The sequence below is a fragment of the Photorhabdus heterorhabditis genome, assembly GCF_001280945.1.
GTDB lineage: Bacteria > Pseudomonadota > Gammaproteobacteria > Enterobacterales > Enterobacteriaceae > Photorhabdus > Photorhabdus heterorhabditis.
The window spans coordinates 1-20,720 of the sequence record NZ_LJCS01000057.1 but is presented as its reverse complement, the minus strand read 5'-3'; the positions used below and the strand labels follow the sequence as shown (position 1 = coordinate 20,720).

Sequence of the window (20,720 nt, the reverse complement as noted above, 5' to 3'; positions counted from 1 at the left end):
TTAATTAAACCGGGCCGAATAGTGTTACCAGGACTGAGTTGCTTTGAAAGAATCGAGCAGAGCTTTCAGCTTCGCTTCGATCTCTTCATTGTAACCACCAGACTGGTCAATCTCTTTCAGAAGATCAGCATGTTCACGGCTGGCATACGCAAGCAGCGCAGACTCGAAATCAATAATCTTAGCGATTTCGACATCTTCCAGATAACCACGTTCCGCAGAAAACAGAGACAGTGACTGTTGTGCAACAGACATCGGAGCATACTGTTTCTGTTTCAGCAATTCAGTTACTTTCTGACCATGATCCAACTGCTTACGAGTTGCATCATCAAGGTCTGAAGCAAACTGAGAAAATGCTGCCAGTTCACGATACTGAGCCAGAGCAGTACGAATACCACCAGACAATTTCTTCACGATCTTAGTCTGAGCAGCACCACCTACACGGGATACAGAGATCCCTGGGTTAACTGCTGGACGAATGCCCGCGTTGAACAAGCTGGATTCTAAGAAGATCTGACCATCAGTAATTGAAATAACGTTTGTTGGTACGAATGCTGATACGTCCCCTGCCTGAGTCTCAATGATAGGCAGAGCTGTCAGAGAACCAGTTTTACCTTTCACTTCGCCATTAGTGAATTTTTCTACATATTCAGCGTTAACACGCGCAGCACGTTCCAACAAACGGGAGTGCAGATAGAAAACATCACCAGGGAATGCTTCACGTCCTGGTGGACGTCGGAGCAACAAAGAAATTTGACGATAAGCAACAGCTTGCTTAGATAAATCATCATAAACAATCAGCGCATCTTCACCGCGATCGCGGAAATATTCGCCCATTGCACAACCAGAATATGGTGCCAGATATTGCAATGCAGCAGATTCTGAAGCAGTCGCAACCACTACGATAGTATTAGCAAGAGCACCATGCTCTTCTAATTTACGAACAACGTTCGCAATAGTAGAAGCTTTCTGACCAACTGCAACATAAACACATTTAATGCCTGAATCACGCTGGTTAATGATTGCATCAATAGCCAGTGCAGTTTTACCCGTTTGACGGTCACCGATAATCAGTTCACGTTGACCACGACCGATAGGGATCATGGCGTCAACAGATTTATAACCTGTCTGTACCGGCTGATCTACGGATTGACGATCGATAACGCCTGGAGCAATCATTTCGACAGCAGAGAAACCATCATGCTCAACAGGGCCTTTACCATCAATTGGTTCGCCCAGAGTGTTCACTACACGACCAAGCAAACCACGACCAACAGGTACTTCAAGAATACGGCCAGTACATTTAACCTTCATGCCTTCTGCTAAATCAGCATACGGACCCATCACAACCGCACCCACGGAGTCGCGCTCCAGGTTTAATGCGATTGCATAACGATTGCCAGGCAGTGCGATCATTTCACCCTGCATAACTTCGGCTAAACCGTGAATACGAATGATACCGTCGTTAACGGATACAATCGTACCTTCATTGTGAGCTTCACTCACTACATTGAACTGAGCAATGCGCTGCTTGATCAGTTCGCTGATTTCGGTGGAATTCAGTTGCATATGCTCCAGTCCCCTTAAGACTGCAAGACGTCTGTTAAGCGATCTAAACGGCCACGAATACTGCCATCAATCACCAAATCACCTGCGCGGACTACCACACCAGCAATAACAGACTTATCAATTTTGCAATTCAGCTTAACTTTGCGTGACAGACGTTTATCCATCGCTGCAGAAATTTTAGCCAGCTGTTGCTCACTCAGTTCGGTAGCAGAAATCACTTCAACATCAACAGTTGATTCAAGTGACGCACGCAATTGAATAAATTGCTGCAAAACTTCCGGTAACGCCAATAAGCGGCCGTTTTCTGCCATAACACGAATAAAGTTCTGAGCATGTTCATCGACCAGTTCACCGCAAATTGCGATGAAAGTATTGGCTAACGTTTCCGATGCCAATGAACCGGAAAGCAGTTCACCAACTTGCTCATTACGAGTCACCTCAGCTGTGAACACCAGCATATTCTGCCAATGTTCGAGCGATTGTTTTTCCACAGCAAAGTCAAAAGCTGCTTTGGCGTAGGGGCGAGCTACAGTAGCGAATTCAGACATGCCCCTCCCTCCTTACAGTTCAGCGACCAGTTTATCAACGATGTCGCTGTTAGCAGCTTCATCCACGGAACGTTCGATGATTTTCTCGGCACCTGCGATAGCCAGCATAGCGACCTGCTTACGTAACTCTTCCCGAGCACGCTTACGTTCGGCATCAATTTCTGCCTGAGCTTGCGCTACGATTCTGTTACGTTCCTGCTCTGCGTCAGCTTTTGCATCATCAAGGATCTGGGCTTTTTGTTTATTAGCCTGTTCAATGATGACCTGAGCTTCAGCTTTCGCTTTCTTCATTTGGTCGGTCGCATTGGCTTGCGCTAAGTCCAGGTCCTTTTTGGCACGTTCTGCAGAAGATAAACCGTCAGCAATTTCTTTTTGACGCTTTTCAATGGCCGCCATAATTGGAGGCCATACAAACTTCATACAGAACATAACAAACAGGACAAACGCAATGGCCTGGCCGAGGATTGTTGCATTAAGATTCACAGCACAATACCTCTTTCAAATTAATGAGTTGACGTAGTTTCGAATTTTTTCTGCAAACTACGCGACAGCAAACATTACGTACAAGCCAAGGCCCACAGCAATCATCGGAATGGCGTCAACCAGACCCATAACGATAAAGAACTGTGTACGCAACAGAGGAATTAAATCCGGCTGACGAGCAGCACCTTCCAAAAATTTACCTCCGAGGATGCCGATACCGATCGCAGCACCGATTGCCGCCAGACCCATCATTACAGCGGCAGCCATGTACAGCAGATCCATATTCAGGTTTTCCATGACAGTCTCCAGTTTGTTTCAGTTAAAACACAGTTATTGTGGTAAAAATTAATGTTCTTCAGATGCCATCGACAGATAAACAATCGTCAGAACCATGAAAATAAAGGCTTGTAACGTAATAATCAGTATGTGGAAGATAGCCCAAGGCAGGCTAAGCATCCACTGCGACCACCACGGTAACAGACCAGCTATAAGAATAAAGATCAATTCACCCGCATACATGTTACCAAACAGTCGTAGACCGAGTGATACTGGTTTTGAAAGCAGGCTAACCCCTTCCAGAATTAAGTTAATCGGAATAAACAGCGGATGATTAAAAGGCTGTAAAGTCAGCTCCTTTGTAAAACCACTAATTCCTTTCATCTTAATACTGTAGTAGAGGATAAGGACAAAGACACCGATAGCCATCGACAAGGTAATACTGACATCCGCTGTTGGTACAACACGCAGAGCAGGTAAGCCGAAGACATGTTCACCGATATAAGGAAGAAAATCGATTGGCAGTAGGTCCATTATATTCATCAATAACACCCAGACGAACACAGTTAATGCCAGAGGGGCAATCACTTTGCTCTTCCCGTGATACATATCACGAACGCTGTTATCAACAAAACCCATGATCAATTCTATAGCAGTCTGAAGTTTGCCAGGTACGCCACAGGTGGCATTAACCGCAACCTTTCTGAATACATACAGAAATAAAATCCCTAATACGACTGAGAAAAAAAGCGAGTCAATGTTCAACGTCCAGAACGTTGCAGAACCACCAGAGTTGGGATCGACCAACTCAAAGGTACGTAGGTCCAACTGAAGGTTATTCAGGTGGTGGCCTATGTAGTCCCTTGCAGTTGAAACTTCTCCTGATGCAGACATGATGCCTCTTACCCTTTGTTGTTGAAAACCTAACCGTTTATCACAGCTGATGCGATGATCTGCACAATCAGCACCACTAAATAAGTCAAACCTAGCGGTACAAACGCCGCTTTAAACACCCCTAAAGCAACAATCAGCACTGCTATCGTAATAATAACTTTCAACCCTTCGCCAATAGCGAAAGACCATGCAACACGCACAGAAACGTCTTCTTCCTTTGCTTCCTGAAAACTGGCAAATAGCATAAAGATGGCATTCGGTAACCAACATGCTAATCCACCAGCAAAAGCAGAAGCGCCCCACTCTATACTTTTGGTACAAAAAGCCGCACTGAGAATAACAAAAGTCATTAACTGCAAAAACAGCAACTTCAGTGCAATTTTACCGTTGTAAAGGGATACAGACATGACTTTTGTTTTCTCCCCTGCACGCTTTGCATATCAGGTTTTGCTGAATGTTGTATAAAACTGCCTTTGCTTAAGAGTGTCAAGTGACAAAAACGTGCAAATTATACGGGCAGCCAAAATGAATTCAATCCATAAGTAGCGAAAAGGTGAACAATTATTTAAATTTTTTACTTTGACACCAGATTACAAGCTAATTATTGTACTGATTCTTCATCTTTAATAATTTCATACTTTCAAATTTAAATGTGAGTTAAATCACATAAAATTTTCATTTATTAATTATTTTTAACATTTTAAACAAATAAAAATAAAATATATTATAAGTAAAATCAAAAACTTAACTTCATAAATTGGAAATAAGGTTATTATATTATTGACTTAAATTACCAAGTTAATTTTTAGCTGTTTTAAAAAAGTGAATCTGATGAAAAAACGCTTTATCTGATTTTTAAAAACTCAACTACCTTAATATCAAGATAACGTTATTTTTATGTGATAACTCGGTAAATTAAAGCTGAAACGAGACAAATCATAATTGACGATGTTGAACACAACACAATTGTGCTCAACATCACTAATTATTTATGACTTTATTGACAAATGACAAAATTAGTTTGATTTAAGTATAACCAGATGCCGTTGCCCTTCCAATTCAGGAACATCTAACCGAATAACTGAATCAACAGAAATTCCGGAAGGTAACACAGTGAGTTCCTCCTCAGGGAGTACACCTTTAAGCGCATAGAAACGCCCATGAACAGACTTAGGTAAATGACCGCACCAAGAGACCATATCTTGTAGTGAAGCAAAAGCTCGGCTTATAACACCATCAAAAGGTGGTTCAGAAGGATACGTTTCAACCCTACTTTGCACTGGTTCGATATTTGCCAAACCAAGTTCATGCTGAACTTGACGCAAAAATCTGACTCTTTTACCTAAACTATCCAGCAATGTAAAATAAGAATCTGGACGAACAATAGCTAACGGAATACCCGGCAACCCCGGACCAGTTCCTACATCGATAAAACGATAACCTTGTAGATAAGGACTAACAATAATGCTATCCATGATATGACGTACTAACATTTGCTCAGGATCACGAACAGACGTGAGGTTATAGGTTTTATTCCACTTATTGAGCATATCAACATAGGCTATAAGCTGTTGTTTCTGCTGTTGTGAAATTTCTATTCTTGCTTTAGTCAGCAACAATTCCAGTTTGTTCAGCACAATAAAGATCCTCTTAGGCACTGCGGCGCAGCAATCCTTGTTTTTTCAGCCATACAAGCAAAATTGAAATTGCAGCAGGTGTTATTCCTGAAATACGCGAAGCCTGACCAATTGAGCTTGGTTTGTGATCATTAAGTTTAGCTACAACTTCATTGGAAAGACCACTAATCTGACAATAATCGAGATCAATCGGTAATGATGTATTTTCATTACGCAATTGTTTTTCAATTTCTTCCTGTTGACGAGCAATATACCCTTCATACTTGACTTGAATTTCAACTTGGTCAGCGGCTTGTAGCTCTTTAATACCTGGTGAGAACAGAGGTAATGAGGTCAACAGTTCGTAATTTATTTCAGGACGACGCAGTAAATCTTCACCATTAGCTTCTTTCGATAATGGCATTTTTAGTATCTTGTTGATGTCATCAAGGTTACTTGAATGAGGATGGACCCAAATATTACGCAGGCGCTGGCGTTCTTGTTCAATCATTTCTACCTTACGGCAATAATGTTCCCAACGGAAATCATCCACTAATCCTAATTCGCGACCTTTTTCTGTTAAGCGAAGGTCAGCATTATCTTCACGTAACATCAAGCGATACTCCGCTCGGGAAGTGAACATACGGTACGGTTCTTTAGTACCTAAAGTACACAAATCATCAACCAGAACGCCAACATAGGCTTGATCACGGCGGGGGAACCATCCCTCTTTTTCCGAAGCATAACGAGCTGCATTCAGACCAGCCAGAAGACCTTGGGCAGCCGCTTCTTCATAACCTGTTGTACCATTAATTTGCCCGGCAAAGAATAAGCCGTGTATAAATTTACTTTCCAGCGTTTGTTTCAGGTCTCTTGGATCGAAGAAATCGTATTCTATTGCATAACCAGGTCGAACGATGCGAGCATTTTCCATTCCTTTCATGGAGTGAACAATTTGCATCTGTACATCAAATGGCAAACTGGTAGAAATGCCATTCGGATAAATTTCGTTACTGGTTAATCCTTCTGGTTCGAGGAAAATCTGATGAGCATTACGATCCGCAAAACGCATGACTTTATCTTCGATCGAAGGACAATAGCGCGGGCCGATCCCTTCAATGATCCCTGCATACATAGGGCTACGATCTAGATTGCTGCGGATCACATCGTGCGTTTTTTCATTGGTATGAGTGATATAACATGACATCTGCTGTGGATGTTGCCCCACATTTCCAAGGAAAGAGAATACTGGTGTTGGATCATCACCTATTTGTTGAGTTAATTGGCTAAAATCAATAGTTCTGGCATCAATACGTGGTGGTGTACCTGTTTTTAGTCTATTTACACGTAAAGGTAGCTCACGTAAACGTTGTGACAATGAAATTGCTGGAGGATCACCAGCTCTTCCCCCACTGTAATTCTCTAGGCCGATATGGATTTTACCGTCCAAGAATGTACCTACAGTTAGAACAATTGCCTTAGCCCTAAATTTAAGCCCCATACGGGTTATTGCACCAGTGACAGCACTGTTTTCAACAATTAGATCTTCTACGGGTTGTTGGAAAATCATCAGGTTGGGTTGATTTTCTAATGCTGTTCGTACAGCTTGACGGTAAAGGACTCTGTCAGCTTGAGCACGTGTTGCTCGAACAGCCGGTCCTTTACTGGCATTTAAGGTTCTAAATTGAATACCAGCTTGATCAGTTGCCCTTGCCATTAGACCACCAAGTGCATCAATTTCTTTAACCAGATGTCCTTTACCAATCCCACCGATGGCTGGGTTACATGACATTTGGCCCAAAGTATCAATATTGTGAGTCAGTAATAAGGTTTGACGGCCCATACGAGCGGCTGCCATAGCAGCTTCAGTACCGGCATGACCACCACCGATAATGATGACGTCAAATTGCTCTGGATAAAACATGGTGATAGAACCTTTCGTTGTAAGAATGCTAAGTGTGCATTACAGGGAGGAGAATTCTACTCAAGTTTAAGCGATAGACCAAGTAGGGGATCTCGCTGGTAATTAAAAGAAGATCTTTTTATTTAAAGATCTCTTTATTAGATCTTTTATTAGGATCATGATCTTTTGTGGATAAGTTATTTTTCCTCAGTAAGATCATAAAGCTGTAAAGGATCATTTGCTGTGAATGATCCGTGATCCCAGCAGGTATAAGCTGGGATCTAAATTGGTAGTTATTCACAGAGCGATCATGGACAAATAGTTATACTATGGATAACTACGGGTTAACCCCGGCTTTTTATATAAGTTATCCACAGTCAACCGCGTGTTTTTTGCTCAATACTGAGTGAGTTTGCCCAAATTTTAACCCATTCTTCTGCGGGATCTTCGGGGATCTCATGTTGCTGGATATCAATTTCGAGACGATCACCGAGACGTTTAGCGCTATTTTCCATCAATAGTTGATCTAATGATCTTATTGCTCCACAAAAAGTATCGTATTCGGAACTACCAAGACCAACAGCCCCAAATGTTACTTTGCTGAGATCAGGTTTTTGTTCAGAAATTTCTTTTGCTAGTGGCTGTATGTTTTCTGGTAATTCTCCGGCACCATGCGTGGATGCTACTACCAACCAAACTCCTTCTTGGGGAAGTTCATCTAAAGAAGGACCATGCAGCATTTCAGTGGAAAAACCAGCATCTTCCAGAATTTCAGCCATATGTTCAGCTACGTATTCCGCGCCACCCATAGTACTGCCGCTGATTAAAGTAATAGTGGTCATAGTGATCCCAACAGATTTCAAGAACGGCTATTGTACGCTGTGAATCTGTTGGGATCTACCTGTGGATAATATGGTTATAACAAATTTTATATTATGGCTTGATTGTCCGCATGATCGGGTTTTGCAAGGAGATCAGGGTTTCTGTTGACTGGATTTCATCAATAGTCTGTATCTTGTTGATAAGTACATCCTGAAGAGACTCAATTGAGCGGCACATAACTTTAATGAAAATACTGTAGTGACCTGTTGTGTAATAAACCTCAACCACTTCATCTAGATTGCCCAGCTTTTTTAGAGCTGATGGGTAATCTTTAGCGCTCTTAAGGATAATACCAATAAAGCAACAGACGTCATAACCAAGCTGTTTAGGGCTGATATCTACCCTTGTACCAGTGATGATCCCCGCTTGCTTCATTTTTTCTACACGAACGTGAATTGTTCCTGGACTGACGGCAAATTTCTTTGCGAGCTCGGCATAAGGTGTACGTGCGTTGTCCATTAAAGCGTGAAGTATGTCACGGTCCAGATTATCGATCTGATAAATTTCTGCCATTTCTAACCTCGTTTTTTATTGAATCATCATTTTTATCATCTAAAAAATGAATTATTTAAACAATAAAGACTATTTTTATTAAAGTATATTGAATTTATTCCCCATTCTATTGCTTAATGTTTCTAACAGGACATCAGGGCCATTTAGAGAATTCGAGAATAATATTATGAAAAAGTCATTTATTGAGAAGCAGCAACAAATCAGTTTTGTGAAGTCTTTCTTTTCCCGCCTGCTGGAAAGCAAATTGGGTTTGATTGAAGTACAAGGGCCAATGCTGAGCTGCTTGGGGGATGGCGTTCAGGACAACTTGTCCGGCCATGAAAAAGCTGTTCAGGTAAAAGTGAAGACTTTACCGGATTCAACTTTCGAAGTAGTGCATTCACTAGCTAAATGGAAACGTAAGACATTGGGACGTTTTGATTTCCAGCCAGAGCAAGGGCTTTACACTCACATGAAAGCATTGCGTCCAGATGAGGATCGCTTGACACCAATCCACTCTGTTTATGTTGATCAATGGGATTGGGAAAAAGTGATGGGAGATGGGCAACGCTCACTTGCTTATCTTAAACAGACAGTAGGTAAAATCTACGAAGCGATAAAAGAAACAGAAAAAGCTGTCAGCAAAGAGTTTGGTCTGGCACCGTTCCTGCCAGATCAAATTCACTTTGTTCACAGTGAAGCGCTTCTGAGCCGTTATCCGGAGCTGGATGCAAAAGGACGCGAACGCGCTATTGCTAAAGAGTTGGGCGCTGTTTTCCTTATTGGTATCGGTGCAAAATTATCTGATGGGCAATCTCATGATGTTCGTGCATCAGATTACGATGATTGGACAACACCAAACAGTGATGGTTTTGTTGGTTTGAACGGAGACATCATTGTTTGGAACCCCGTTCTAGAGGATGCTTTTGAAATCTCTTCCATGGGTATCCGTGTTGATGCAGAAACACTGGAACGCCAATTGGTATTGACTGGTGATGAAGATCGTTTGCAATATGACTGGCACCAAGCGCTACTTAAAGGCGATATGCCACAGTCAATTGGTGGAGGGATTGGTCAATCCCGTTTGGTGATGTTACTGCTGCAAATGAAACATATTGGTCAAGTTCAATGTAGCATATGGTCGCCTGAAGTACGCGAAGCTGTGGAAGATATGCTCTGATTCACTCAGTGACGCCATTTTCGTAGTAAACGGCTTTTGAGTCCGGTATCAAAGCGCCAGATATGATCGAATATTCGCATAATACCGGGCTTACCATATTGGGACATGGAGACCGCATGGAAGCGGTGTTGCTGATGCTGTTGCAGATTTTTTATCTGATGGATTAGTGAGTCCGGCAAACGTTGGGCAATGAAATCTGAAATAACAACAGCATCAGCATCTTTCCAATGTTGCTCTTTCATTTTTTCTATTGTGTTTGTTAGGCAAGAAGCTAAATCTGTTCCCCCTCTGAAAGTTTGACTAAGAAAACGAATAGCTTGTTCCAGACCATCTGGTGAAGATAGTTCATAATGTACAACTTCTGTAGCAAATAACATGATATGGCAGTTGCGATCATCAGCCAGTGCAATGCGTAACAATGCGAGGCAAAAGGCTTTGGCACATTTTTCGTTGAATCCTCCCATAGAGCCTGAAGTATCGACACAGACAATAAATGGTCCTCGAGGTTCTTCTTCTTGGCTGTAGTGAGTGACTGACCGTAATGTTGTTTTTTGTTTCCAACTATCGCCTTGTAATTGATAGGTTAGTAGACGCTTTTCTACCAATCTGCGATAAAATTCATACTCTAGATCTTCGATTCCCAATATCGCCAATTCTGTCGGTAACAACCGCAAAATATCATCACTTTGCCCTATACCATTTACCTGTTCAGGAATGGTAAATGGTATTCGTTCAATTGTGGTAAATGGTTCGAGAAGATGGCTTTCCTGTAGTTTTGATTTTGCAGATTGACTGCGCCCAAGTAATTGAGCCAGTTTTTCCAGTTCAGGTTGTTGGCGAAGAAACTCACTATAATGAATCAATAACTGTGTATCATTTCGGGAATGATTTATCTGACTTTTACTCATATCCCATAACCGTCCTGCTGCTCTGTCATTTTTACTGAAAATGGGGTCGAGATTACCACTGAGTGTCAGCCTCTGTTCCAGTTCCGCTAATAATTGTTCTTTTTCTTGTTCCAATAACTCTTTGTGGAAGTTTGTGGTTTGCAGTATCAAATTGAGTCGCCATTGTTGAATAAACAAAGTTTGCAGTGTATTTGAATGATCAATAGCATTAGTTGCCAGCTTCTGGGCTTCTGCATAAAAAGGTGATTTAATTCGGCTCAGCGTTTTGAGAATTTCGGGGAGTTTAAGGTAAAAATTATCTGTGCTGACAGGCAGTAATTGCTGGTATAACTGAAATTCTTCTGCCAGAGTCGCAGGAATTAATGCTTCTTTGATCCTCTGTTGTAAATCTTGTTTCCAGCCGGGAATGTCTTTCAACAATGCACGTTTCAAGCGAGGATATTTTTCAAAAAAGATAGCCAACTGAGGTGAAGCCAAGAGGATTAGTACGATTTCCTCTATCAGTTCACCTTCGTTTACTGACAATAAAAGATCAAGGGTTGTTAAGCTAATCATTTAATTAGTTTCTCATTTTTATTTTCAGTTGGTTTACTTTATCTGTTAGTTGGATAAAGCTTTTTTCTATCGCATTAAGCCAATGACTTTCAATAAACAGGCATGGTTTATGTTGGTTAAGTAATTGGCGTTGTTGGTAAATTTCTTGATTAATTTTTTCCAATCTCTCTTGCCACTCGCTGTTTTTTTCATTTTGTTGGTGTTGGCTATCTGGTAAATATAAAGTGGATGAACGACGGCTAATATCGAAAATTTCTATCTGGTATGCTGAATTAATTTCGGCTGTTATGCTTTGTGGAAAACCAATACTGTTCAGGCGAACTGGTAATTCTCCACCTTTTTTTATCCAGACATTCAGAGTCTTTTTTTCTATTTCAATGAAATTGACCTGAATATCATGGATATAAAGAGGTGTATGCAGAAATAAAGTCAATTTCTCTTCATTGATATGATCGGGTAGAGAATATTGTGTTTTGTGCCCAAACAGACGGATTTTTTTTCCTATCTGGAATGCTTGCTGATTGTTTTTATCCTGAAGGACCTGAATCCATTGATGATGAAGTGAATCAATTTTCTGAGATAATATTCTTTGCTGATATGCCTGCTCGGTTATTAGAGTATTTAAATATTGAGGCAACAGTTTGAAAGAGTTAAGATCATGCCATAAACAATCTTTTAGTAATATTAAATCAAGCGGTGATATTTCCTTTCTACCATTAAAGAAAGCACTGGCTTGTAATAAATGAATTGCTTTCTTCCAGCGTCGATCTGAAACGTAAGGTGAGTGTTCTGTCATATCGAGTTGTTGACGTAGTTGGTAGATAATATCAAAACAACTATCTGGCAGAGTTATTCTATTAATCTCATTTTGCCATTGGTGAAATTCTTCACTTGTTATCTGAATGTTTTCAGGGACAGGATTATCAATTTCATTTTTGTGGTTAATGAGTAATGCTCGGAAATTCTGTTTTTCCTGAATTTTATCCAACCAAATACGGATTAGCATTCGGTCATAAAGAGCTTCAAGGCTACTATCTGCTTCAGGTAATTCATTGGAGGCTGTTACCAGTAACCTCATTGGAATTTTTTCTTCGATATCCCCGTTTCTGAATTTTCTTTCATTAATTGCCGTCAGCAAGGTATTAAGAATTGCTGGGCCAGCTTTCCATACCTCATCAAGAAAAACAATTTCAGTTTCAGGTAAATAGCCGGCAGTTAGGCGTTGATAACGTCCTTCTTCTTTCAACGCTTGGATAGAAAGAGGTCCGAAAATTTCTTCAGGAGTAGAGAAACGGGTCATCAGATATTCAAATGCTCTGGCATCATGAAATGCAAATTTTAATCGGCGGGCGATTAGACTTTTAGCGATTCCTGGAGGACCAAGTAGAAAAACACTTTCCCCACACAATGCGGCTAGCAAACATAAACGAATAGCCTGTTGTCTTTCATACAGGCCACTTTCCAGATAGTTACTTAAACAAGCTATTTTTTCTGCTATTTGCATAATCCATACCAATGTTATCTACGAGGTTAAATAAATTATTAGCTATATGTGAAATAAGTCTTAATCATAGGTTTTAGTCATCATTTATTGATGAAGATAATATTTACCTTAAAAATCGATTCAGCGTCAAATATTCAATAAGTTAACGTTTATTTTTTGTTTTTTTATTAGCGAAACGTTTCGATGACGATCACACTTTTGTATCAATAATGTTGCATTTTAAATGTTACTTTCTATATTGCTTAATTAGCGAAACGTTTCGCTAATGGAATAAAAATGAAAAAAGGTGTATTGCTTAATTCTGAAATTTCAGCCGTCATTTCTCGGCTGGGGCATACTGACCAGATTACAATTGGTGATGCTGGATTACCAATTCCTTCTTCAGCCCAGCGGATTGATTTAGCGCTAACCCAGGGGATTCCCTGTTTTATATCTGTTCTCAAAGTCGTTACTCAGGAAATGCAGGTTGAAGCTGCATTTTTAGCAGAGGAGATCATTAGCCATAATCCTTTGATTCATCAATTAATATTGGATCAAATTAAAGAGCTTGAGAAACAGCAAGGGAATTCAATCACTATAGAATATATTAGTCATAATACATTAAAAGAGAAAATGGAACATAGCCGAGCGGTGATTCGTACCGGAGAAAATTCTCCTTATGCCAATATTATCCTTTGTGCTGGTGTAACTTTCTGAGGTGGTTATGCAACCTGTACTAGAACTAAAAGGAATTGGTAAATCCTTTCCTGGTGTCAAAGCATTATCCGACGCGGCATTACGTGTTTACCCGGGCAAAGTTATGGCATTGGTAGGGGAGAATGGTGCAGGTAAATCCACAATGATGAAAGTATTGACTGGGATATATACCAGAGATACAGGAGTGATTCATTATTTGGGCAAAGAAGTGACTTTTTCTAGTCCTAGATCCTCTCAGGAGGCAGGTATCGGAATTATCCATCAAGAATTAAATCTTATTCCTCAAATGACCATTGCTGAAAATATTTTTCTGGGACGCGAATTTGTTAATAAATTCGGTACCATTGACTGGAGGAAAATGTATCAGGAAGCTGATCGCCTTTTGAGAAAGTTGAATCTGAGTTATAGCAGTCACCGGCGGGTAGCTGAACTTTCTATCGGTGGGCAGCAAATGGTTGAAATAGCCAAAGTACTGAGTTTTGAATCCAAAGTTATCATTATGGATGAGCCAACAGATGCACTGACTGATACAGAAACCGAATCATTGTTCAGAGTGATACATGAACTGAAATTCCAGGGATGCGGTATTGTTTATATATCCCATCGATTGAAAGATATTTTTGAAATATGTGATGATGTTACGGTATTCCGTGATGGGCAATTTATTAGTGAAAAACAGGTAAAGGAATTAACAGAAGACGACTTAATTGAAATGATGGTTGGTCGAAAATTGGAAGATCAATACCCCCACCTGAATTTACCTCGTGGTAAGAAACGGCTCAAAGTTGAGAAAATTTCTGGTCCCGGTGTGAGAAATGTCAGTTTTTCCCTTTATAGTGGAGAAATTCTGGGTATATCGGGGTTGATGGGGGCAGGCCGCACGGAATTGATGAGAATTATTTATGGCGCATTGCCAAAAACGCAAGGGAGGATTGCTTTGGATGGGAATCCCGTTATAACTCGTAACCCTCAGGATGCGTTAGCTTATGGGATTGTTTATATTTCAGAAGATCGGAAGCGTGATGGCCTAATTTTGGAAATGTCAGTTAAAGATAATATGTCTCTGACTGCCTTACGTTATTTCAGTAACAAATTAGGTGGTCTAAATCATAAAGAAGAGCGGAAAGCAGTTAGTCACTTTATTAAGTTGTTTAATATTAAAACGCCTTCAATGGAACAGACCGTTGGTCTACTTTCTGGTGGTAATCAGCAAAAAGTGGCAATTGCTCGTGGATTAATGACCAGACCAAAAGTTCTTATCTTGGATGAGCCTACTCGAGGTGTAGATGTCGGTGCAAAAAAAGAAATTTATCAGCTAATTAATCAGTTCAAAAAAGAAGGTTTGAGCATCATACTCGTTTCTTCTGAAATGCCGGAAGTGATAGGAATCAGCGACCGAATTTTGGTCATGTATGAAGGTCATATCAGCGGAGAATTCCTTGCTGAGCAAGCAACTCAAGAAGCTTTAATGGCGGCAGCCGTTGGCAAACAATATGATGTGATTCAGGAGTAATTCAGTATGAATTCTAATGTATCACCGACATCTAAACGTTGGTTTACTAAAGAATGGCTGCTGGAGCAAAAATCACTGATTGCGTTGTTAGCACTTATAGCAGTAGTTTCCTCTCTTAGTCCGAATTTTTTCACTTTAAATAATTTGTTTAACATTCTGCAACAGACATCGGTTAACGCCATTATGGCTGTTGGGATGACACTAGTTATTCTGACATCAGGTATTGATTTGTCTGTTGGTTCATTGCTTGCGTTGACAGGTGCAGTAGCAGCTTCGCTGGTTGGAATGGAAGTTAATGCATTGGTGGCTATAGTCGGTGCTTTAGCTTTAGGTGCTGCGATCGGTGCTGGTACAGGAATAATTATTGCTAAAGGTAAGGTACAAGCCTTTATTGCTACTCTGGTCATGATGTTATTACTTCGTGGAATAACTCGCGTCTATACTGATGGTAGCCCGATAAATACAGGATTCAGCGATAATGCAGATCTATTTAGCTGGTTTGGTATTGGTCGTCCATTGGGTATCCCTACTCCAGTATGGTTGATGTTGATAGTTTTTGTTATTGCTTGGTACATCTTACACCATACTCGTTTGGGCCGTTATATTTATGCTTTAGGCGGTAATGAATCAGCTACTCGTTTGTCCGGTATCAGCGTCGATAAAATCAAGATTATTGTTTATTCCTTATGTGGTTTACTGACTGCACTGGCAAGTATTATTGAGGTAGCCCGTCTCTCTTCTGCCCAGCCAATGGCAGGGAATGGTTATGAACTAGATGCGATTGCTGCCGTAGTATTAGGAGGAACCCGTCTGGCAGGTGGTAAGGGGTTAATTGTTGGTACTCTAATTGGTGCGCTGATCCTCGGTTTTTTAAATAATGGCTTAAACTTATTAGGTATTTCTTCTAACTACCAGATGATCGTTAAAGCAGTTGTAATATTGTTGGCAGTTTTGATTGATAACAAAAATAGTAAATAACCTTATCCTCTACAGGAAATAACACAATGAAAATGAAGAAATTGGCAGCTATTTTATCTGTTGTTGCACTAAGTGCGACTATGAGTGCTAACGCCCTGGCAAAAGACACTATCGCGTTGGTCATTTCTACACTGAATAATCCATTTTTTGTCACCATGAAAGATAGTGCTCAAAAAGAAGCAAATAAGCTGGGTTATAACTTGATTGTCTTGGATTCTCAGGATAATCCCGCAAAAGAATTGGCCAATGTTCAGGATCTAACGGTACGTGGCACGAAATTGATGTTAATTAACCCAGCTGATTCTGATGCTGTAGGTAATGCCATTATCATGGCTAATAATGCGAAAATTCCGGTAATTACTCTCGATCGGATGGCGAATAAAGGTAGCGTTGCTAGTCATATTGCTTCTGATAACCGACGGGGGGGTAAAATAGCGGGCAATTTCATTGCTGAAAAACTAGGGAATGGAGCACAAATTATTCAGTTGGAAGGTATTACTGGCACATCTGCGGCCCGTGAACGTGGCGAAGGATTTAATAAAGTAGCACAAGAGCATAAATTTAATGTGCTGACTAGTCAGCCTGCTGATTTTGACCGTACAAAAGGCTTGAACGTTATGCAGAATTTACTGACAGCTCATCCAGATGTGCAAGCTGTGTTTGCTCAAAATGATGAAATGGCGTTGGGTGCTCTGCGTGCTTTGCAGACGGCAGGGAAAAGTGATGTATTAGTTGTTGGTTTTGATGGTACTGAAGATGGTATCAAAGCTGTTCAAGCTGGAAAGCTAGGAGCAACGATCGCTCAGCGTCCTGATCAGATTGGTATCATTGGTATTCAGACCGCAGATAAGGTGCTGAAAGGTGAAAAAGTTGATGCCATCATTCCTGTGGAGTTGGAGTTAGTTATTAAAAAATAAGCCAATGTGACTGTGCCATTGCTATTAAGAGTAGTGGCATGATGGAAAAGGATTAAGAATGAGTACAGCAAAACTTGCAGTGGTTGGCAGCATCAATGCTGACCATATATTAAACCTTGAATCATTCCCTCGTCCGGGTGAAACGGTGATCGGGAAACAATATCAGATTGCTTTTGGTGGTAAAGGTGCTAACCAGGCTGTAGCTGCAAGTCGCAGTGGCGCAGACATTACATTTATTGCTTGTGTAGGTCAGGATGATATTGGTTCCCGTATTTGCCAACAATTAGCAATGGATAATATTAAAATCTCCAGCATTGAAGCTATTGAAGGGGAAACAACAGGTGTAGCGTTAATTCTTGTAAATCAACAAGGTGAAAATGTTATTGGCATCAATGCAGGGGCCAATGCTGCATTAACACCAGAATATTTTCATCGTTACCAAAATATTATCAAAGAGGCAGATGCATTATTAATACAACTTGAATCACCATTGGAAACGGTACAACTTGCGGCAGAGACAGCTAAACAGAATAATACGAAAGTCATACTAAATCCTGCACCAGCACAAAAATTATCTGATCAGTTGCTCTCTTTGGTGGATATTATTACGCCGAATGAAACTGAAGCTGAATATCTGACCGGAATTACAGTAAAAGATAATTCTGATGCAGAAAAAGCGGCTCAAGTATTACATAGTAAAGGTATTGAAACGGTAATTATTACATTGGGTAGCCGTGGAGCATGGTTGAGTGAGAAAGGTCAGAACGGAAAACATGTTCCGGGACTTAAAGTTAAAGTTGTAGATACTATTGCGGCAGGAGATACTTTTAATGGTGCATTGGTGACGGCATTATTGGAAGGAAAAGAGATGTTATCTGCTGTACGATTTGCCCATTCTGCTGCTGCAATAGCAGTAACCCGTCAGGGAGCTCAACCATCTATTCCATGGCGAAATGAAATTGATGTTTTTTTAACTGAACAGGACTAACAGTGGCTACAATCAAAGATGTTGCTCGCTTTGCGGGTGTTTCTACATCAACTGTGTCTCATGTTATTAACAATAACCGTTATGTCAGTGATGGTGTAAAAAAGAAAGTTAATGATGCGATTGTTCAACTGAATTACACGCCATCGGCGCTTGCCCGAAGTCTCAAAATCAAGCAAACCAAGACCATTGGTATGCTGGTAACAACCAGTAATAACCCTTTTTATGCTGAAATTGTAAGAGGGGTGGAACGAAGCTGTTATGAACGTGGTTACAGTCTTATTCTGTGTAATACAGAAGGTGATATCAAACGAATGGACCACAGCATGGAAACTCTGTTGCAAAAACGGGTAGATGGATTGCTTATCATGTGTACTGAAAACCAATGCACTTCCTGCGAGGTTTTGCGTCGTTATCCTCCTTTACCAATGGTTATGATGGACTGGTCTCCATTTGATATTATTGGCGATATTATCCAGGATAACTCCTTGTTGGGGGGGGAAATGGCGACTAATCATCTTATTAGCTGTGGTTTTAAAAAAATAGCCTGTATTGCAGGTCCACAAGATAAAACTCCTGCCCGCCATCGATTGGAAGGGTATAGAAAGGCAATGGTAAACGCTGGCTTTGTTATTCCTGACGGATATGAAATTTACAGTGATTTTGAGTTTGCTGGTGGTTTTGAATCAATGCAGAAGTTGTTGCAGCATCCAGAACCCCCAGAAGCTGTTTTTGCTGGTAATGATGCAATGGCTATTGGCGCTTGTCAGGCTATTTACCAAGCTGGGCTTTCTGTGCCAAATGATATTTCCATCATTGGGTATGATGATATCGATCTTGCCCCTTATATGATCCCACCTTTGACAACCATTCATCAGCCGAAAGATGAACTGGGGAAATTAGCTATTGATACTTTGCTTTATCGGATGAGTAATCCGGAAAGTGATCCTAAATTGTTAGTATTAACTCCAACATTAATTGAGCGTAACTCAGTTTTCCGCGCTTAAGTGCTCTTTTTCTTAACTAGATTATCTCCATCTTCCTTATGTAATAACAGGAAGGTGGAAGAAGAGAGTAAAGTCATTATTCCTACAGCGATAAAAGTGTTATGGAAGTGATCAACTGTTGTTCCATAAGGCATAGAATCATAGAAACGGAGAATAGCGGCGCTTACTGCAACACCGAAACTAATAGATAACTGCTGAGTTACAGCTAATAAACTATTTCCTGAGCTAGCATTATTATTGGTCAGATCAGCCAGCGTGATAGTATTCATTGAAGTAAACTGAATAGATACAGCCATACCCAGTAAAAATAGCGGAATAACTAAAAGAACAACGGATATTTCTGGTGATTGTAGTGAAAATTGAGAAATTATCAGGCCGATAATGACTGTTATACTAACTAGGGTCTTTCGATAACCAAAGCGAGTCAGTACGTTAGTCACAAAAGACTTAGCAATAATGGAACCGATAGCTATTGGTGCCATCATCATCCCGGCAATGACTGCTGGATAACCAAATCCGACTTGTAACATTAAAGGCATCAGAAAAGGAATACATCCAGTTCCCAAGCGTGTAACGATATTACCGATGATACCGATAGAAAATGTGCGGGTACGAAATAAGTTCAAACTGATTAGTGGCTGGGAGTGTTTTCTAGCATATATCAAGTAGCCAAATAACATTATAAAACCACCAATCATGGCTGTGAGTGGTATGTAACTTGGTAATGAACTTTCTCCTAGTAAATCCAAACTGACAGAAATCATGACTAAACTCAGTCCGAAAAGTATGAAACCGGAAAAGTCAAATGAACGTTTTGGCATTGCGAAATTAGGCATATGCTTTTTAGCATAAATAATCCCCAATAAACCGATTGGAATATTGATAATAAATATCCAGTGCCAGGTGGCATAAGTTACTAATAATCCACCAAGCATAGGACCGAGAATAGGCCCTACTAATCCCGGCATAGTGACAAAATTCAGAACGGGTAAAAGTTCACTACGTGGATATGCGCGTAATAAAGCAAGACGAGCAACAGGCATCATCATTGCACCACCAATTCCCTGAATTACCCGGGAAACCACCAGAAAAGCTAAATTGCCTGATAAAGCACAGGCAAGGGAGCCTAAAGAAAACAAGGATACAGCAAGAATAAAAATCCGCCGGGTACCGAAACGATCAGCTAACCAGCCACTGACTGGAATTAGTAAGGCTACAGTCAGAGTATAGCTAACAACAGCAGATTGCATCGCTAGGGGGGAATGTTCGAGGCTTTCAGCAATAGCGGGCAATGCTGTATTGAGAATTGTTGCATCTAAAGCTTGCATAAAGAAAGCTATTGCGGCAATCCAGGGTAGCCCCGCCATATTACGAGCGGTTTTTACCATTAAATAATCCTGCTTATTTATCTAACCAGTATTTGATTAGATATTAATCTAACACATTACTATATAAGATCATTCTCTGTTGTCCGATTTTTTCAGCGAAAAGAATTAAGAAAGGTTTTTCTGGGAAGCTTTTTTTTGCTCTTTAAATTGCTAGTAGAGACGACCATTACTGGCAGCTATTTTGAAATTTGAGAATAATTACTGTCGATAACATCCGTTTTTGTATAAAAAACTCCCAAAAATACAAAATTTGTTGAAAAAAACCGCGAACGAAAGTTTTTTGCAAATAAACACTTGCCAGTGCCGAAGAACGCCCTATAATGCGCCACCACTGACCGACACAACGCTAAGAAAACGTGTGGGGTTGGGCAGGGGAGCGCAAATAAGCGCTTGACTCTGCGGGCAAAAAGCGTAATATACGCAGCCCGG

At 40.5% G+C, this 20,720-nt stretch carries 21 protein-coding genes; 7 read left to right on the top strand and 14 right to left on the bottom strand.

Features of this window, described 5'->3' with window-relative positions:
* Window positions 1-24: 24 nt before the first annotated feature.
* The 10 genes from atpA to asnC all read right to left on the bottom strand — a co-directional run bounded on the left by atpA (window position 25) and on the right by asnC (window position 8,681).
* On the bottom strand, window positions 25-1,566 hold the full coding sequence (atpA, locus tag AM629_RS16630) for a F0F1 ATP synthase subunit alpha (protein WP_054480375.1): 1,542 nt from the start codon (window positions 1,564-1,566) through the stop codon (window positions 25-27).
* A 14-nt stretch (window positions 1,567-1,580) separates the two neighbouring features.
* On the bottom strand, window positions 1,581-2,114 hold the full coding sequence (gene atpH, locus AM629_RS16625) for a F0F1 ATP synthase subunit delta (RefSeq protein ID WP_054480374.1): 534 nt from the start codon (window positions 2,112-2,114) through the stop codon (window positions 1,581-1,583).
* Window positions 2,115-2,126: 12 nt separating this feature from the next.
* Complete coding sequence (gene atpF, locus AM629_RS16620; RefSeq protein WP_054480373.1) at window positions 2,127-2,597, bottom strand: F0F1 ATP synthase subunit B; 471 nt, start codon at window positions 2,595-2,597, stop codon at window positions 2,127-2,129.
* 57 nt (window positions 2,598-2,654) lie between these two features.
* Window positions 2,655-2,894, bottom strand: coding sequence for a F0F1 ATP synthase subunit C (atpE, locus tag AM629_RS16615; protein ID WP_000429386.1), 240 nt, complete (start codon window positions 2,892-2,894; stop codon window positions 2,655-2,657).
* Window positions 2,895-2,942: 48 nt separating this feature from the next.
* A complete protein-coding gene (gene atpB, locus AM629_RS16610; protein WP_054480372.1) occupies window positions 2,943-3,767 on the bottom strand; it encodes a F0F1 ATP synthase subunit A in 825 nt (274 codons plus the stop codon).
* Between the two features lie 29 nt (window positions 3,768-3,796).
* A complete protein-coding gene (atpI, locus tag AM629_RS16605; protein WP_054480371.1) occupies window positions 3,797-4,174 on the bottom strand; it encodes a F0F1 ATP synthase subunit I in 378 nt (125 codons plus the stop codon).
* A gap of 609 nt (window positions 4,175-4,783) precedes the next feature.
* The gene (gene rsmG, locus AM629_RS16600; RefSeq protein WP_054480370.1) at window positions 4,784-5,404 is read right to left on the bottom strand and encodes a 16S rRNA (guanine(527)-N(7))-methyltransferase RsmG; all 621 of its coding nucleotides are present in this window, start codon (window positions 5,402-5,404) and stop codon (window positions 4,784-4,786) included.
* A 13-nt stretch (window positions 5,405-5,417) separates the two neighbouring features.
* Window positions 5,418-7,307: a tRNA uridine-5-carboxymethylaminomethyl(34) synthesis enzyme MnmG gene (gene mnmG / locus AM629_RS16595; protein ID WP_054480369.1), complete on the bottom strand. Its 1,890-nt coding sequence runs from the start codon at window positions 7,305-7,307 to the stop codon at window positions 5,418-5,420.
* Window positions 7,308-7,663: 356 nt separating this feature from the next.
* Window positions 7,664-8,128, bottom strand: coding sequence for an FMN-binding protein MioC (gene mioC / locus AM629_RS16590; protein WP_054480368.1), 465 nt, complete (start codon window positions 8,126-8,128; stop codon window positions 7,664-7,666).
* Between the two features lie 91 nt (window positions 8,129-8,219).
* Window positions 8,220-8,681 (bottom strand): transcriptional regulator AsnC, encoded by a 462-nt coding sequence (gene asnC, locus AM629_RS16585; protein ID WP_054480367.1) that lies wholly within the window; start codon window positions 8,679-8,681, stop codon window positions 8,220-8,222.
* A gap of 166 nt (window positions 8,682-8,847) precedes the next feature.
* On the opposite strand from asnC, the gene asnA reads away from it, so the two are divergent.
* Window positions 8,848-9,840 (top strand): aspartate--ammonia ligase, encoded by a 993-nt coding sequence (asnA, locus tag AM629_RS16580; RefSeq protein ID WP_054480366.1) that lies wholly within the window; start codon window positions 8,848-8,850, stop codon window positions 9,838-9,840.
* Between the two features lie 5 nt (window positions 9,841-9,845).
* Here the strand turns inward: asnA and viaA are convergent, their stop codons facing one another.
* Window positions 9,846-11,303: an ATPase RavA stimulator ViaA gene (gene viaA / locus AM629_RS16575; RefSeq protein WP_054480365.1), complete on the bottom strand. Its 1,458-nt coding sequence runs from the start codon at window positions 11,301-11,303 to the stop codon at window positions 9,846-9,848.
* Between the two features lie 4 nt (window positions 11,304-11,307).
* Window positions 11,308-12,807 (bottom strand): ATPase RavA, encoded by a 1,500-nt coding sequence (gene ravA, locus AM629_RS16570; RefSeq protein ID WP_054480364.1) that lies wholly within the window; start codon window positions 12,805-12,807, stop codon window positions 11,308-11,310.
* 276 nt (window positions 12,808-13,083) lie between these two features.
* Between ravA and rbsD the strand changes: the two genes are divergently transcribed.
* The 6 genes from rbsD to rbsR are packed head-to-tail and all read left to right on the top strand — an operon-like array spanning window position 13,084 to window position 18,903.
* On the top strand, window positions 13,084-13,503 hold the full coding sequence (gene rbsD / locus AM629_RS16565; protein ID WP_054480363.1) for a D-ribose pyranase: 420 nt from the start codon (window positions 13,084-13,086) through the stop codon (window positions 13,501-13,503).
* Window positions 13,504-13,510: 7 nt separating this feature from the next.
* Complete coding sequence (gene rbsA, locus AM629_RS16560) at window positions 13,511-15,016, top strand: ribose ABC transporter ATP-binding protein RbsA (RefSeq protein ID WP_054480362.1); 1,506 nt, start codon at window positions 13,511-13,513, stop codon at window positions 15,014-15,016.
* Between the two features lie 6 nt (window positions 15,017-15,022).
* The gene (gene rbsC / locus AM629_RS16555; protein ID WP_054480361.1) at window positions 15,023-15,994 is read left to right on the top strand and encodes a ribose ABC transporter permease; all 972 of its coding nucleotides are present in this window, start codon (window positions 15,023-15,025) and stop codon (window positions 15,992-15,994) included.
* Between the two features lie 26 nt (window positions 15,995-16,020).
* Complete coding sequence (gene rbsB / locus AM629_RS16550; RefSeq protein ID WP_054480360.1) at window positions 16,021-16,911, top strand: ribose ABC transporter substrate-binding protein RbsB; 891 nt, start codon at window positions 16,021-16,023, stop codon at window positions 16,909-16,911.
* A 58-nt stretch (window positions 16,912-16,969) separates the two neighbouring features.
* A complete protein-coding gene (gene rbsK, locus AM629_RS16545) occupies window positions 16,970-17,899 on the top strand; it encodes a ribokinase (protein WP_054480359.1) in 930 nt (309 codons plus the stop codon).
* Between the two features lie 2 nt (window positions 17,900-17,901).
* The gene (gene rbsR / locus AM629_RS16540) at window positions 17,902-18,903 is read left to right on the top strand and encodes a ribose operon transcriptional repressor RbsR (RefSeq protein WP_054480358.1); all 1,002 of its coding nucleotides are present in this window, start codon (window positions 17,902-17,904) and stop codon (window positions 18,901-18,903) included.
* Here rbsR and mdtD read toward each other — a convergent pair.
* Window positions 18,900-20,291, bottom strand: coding sequence for a multidrug transporter subunit MdtD (gene mdtD, locus AM629_RS16535; RefSeq protein ID WP_054480357.1), 1,392 nt, complete (start codon window positions 20,289-20,291; stop codon window positions 18,900-18,902). The two genes, rbsR and mdtD, sit on opposite strands and share 4 nt — an antisense overlap.
* Window positions 20,292-20,467: 176 nt before the next feature.
* The coding region (locus AM629_RS24720) for a hypothetical protein (RefSeq protein ID WP_235525500.1) at window positions 20,468-20,720 on the bottom strand (253 nt) is incomplete at its 5' end.